We start from the raw sequence: 1,622 nt of genomic DNA on the forward strand, positions 1-1,622 counted from the left end.
CAAGGGCGCACGCTCAAAGGCAGGTTCGTCACAAAGGCCCTGTACAGGTCAATCAGGATTTTGACGGCGGCCCGGATCTGGAGTATACTCATCTTGACGCTCGGGACGGCCTGGAGCCGTTCTGGGGGGGATGAGTTCCCAGGAGGGTCCCCAAACCGCTGACCTGGGAACTCTTTAATTTTACCTGTAAAAAGCCGCCCCTTGGCGAGGCGGATGAAGAGGTTAGGAGCCAGTTGGACGGAGGAGGGAGGGGACAGGATGGCCCGGGTCCTGTCTGCGCGGGCTAATGGAGTAATTGAGAGGTACACTTCTCGTTGGCCGGTAGTACCGGCCAGGCGAGAATATTTAGTGCGGGCGGTGCGGGTGGAGGTGAAGCGGAAGCTGGAGGAGGTAGGGGGTTGGCTTAGAGCGGGTTTGCCGGCATTGAGGGGGCCTTCTGCCGGAGTTCCGTGGGTGAAACATGTGTTGCGGGCGCTAAACCGACCAGGACTTGGTAATCTGAGCCTTTAATGGGGTGATGCTCAGGGTTGTCCTGGGCGGGGTCTCCGACGTGGGAAAATTCCCTCCGTGAATCACCTACTAGATCTTGACGCGGACATATGGAGGAAACAGACTTGCTTTAAATCGACTAGTGTTGTTAAATTTAAGGTAAAGGCGTCGCTTCGTTGCGAGAGTGGTTGTTTCTGCCTCGGAACAGATGGTCGATTAACTTCGGAATCAATGGTCGATTTCATCGGAATACGCATTTCGCGGTAATAGGGACTGAATTTGTTTCACCGTATGACAACGATATAATATATGGTCCAGTAGACCTACCAGTCTATACAGCAGTTTCGAGCTATAGAGCACCTTTTCGCGGTGCGGAGGGTGGGTTATGCCTCCATTTCCCGAGAGAGCCGGAGCGCGTGATTATTTTCTCTATCTCTGCTCCGTAGAGGAACTGGAGGCCTCTCGTACCCGGTGCCGCTTATTAGGGGTTCCGGTTGAACGTGAAAGGCCAGCGAAAATCCTTACTGACTCCTCTCTCACTCCCCGGTTGGCAGCGAACGCCTTACTTATTGTCGTTAGCGAACAGGTTATCACCCCGGATTGTTACACCGGCCCATCCAAAAATTTTCTCTACATCCTCTGCGATCCGGAATTAGTGGCGCTAAAAATTCTCGCGGCACCGGAGGTGTTAGTTACCGCTGAAGATCTTGGCATAAAACCCGGGACGGTCTTCACCGAGGCAAGTTGCGGCACCAACGCCTTGGCTCTGGCGCAGGAGCATAATCGCCTTGTAGCCATCCGCGGGAAACAGCACTATTGCAAACTTTTCAAAGACTGGTGGTGCGTTGCCAGCCCGGTAACAAATCAGAAAGGTAGGACGCTGGGTTATCTTGATATCTCAATGCACGCCGCCAAAGAACTTGGCCTCGTCGCGACATTTTTAAAAAAGCTAGTCAAACTGATCGAGCAACGGTTAACATCCCTAGAATCCGGAAAAGCCGACCATAAAGCTTCAGACAGATTTTCTCCGCCCGCCAGTGCTCCTAGCTACCAAGCCCTCCAGCTCACATCACGTGAAGAGGAAATTCTCAACTTAAGGTTAATGGGTTTGGAGAACGAAGAAATAGCGGCAA

At 52.8% G+C, this 1,622-nt stretch carries 1 protein-coding gene; it reads left to right on the plus strand.

The features are described from left to right. Positions 1–1,036: 1,036 nt before the first annotated feature. A partial coding sequence (locus ACUVTA_RS09670) for a LuxR family transcriptional regulator (RefSeq protein ID WP_445952725.1) occupies positions 1,037–1,622 on the plus strand: 586 nt, incomplete at its 3' end.

The sequence above is a fragment of the Thermodesulfitimonas sp. genome (assembly GCF_052743955.1).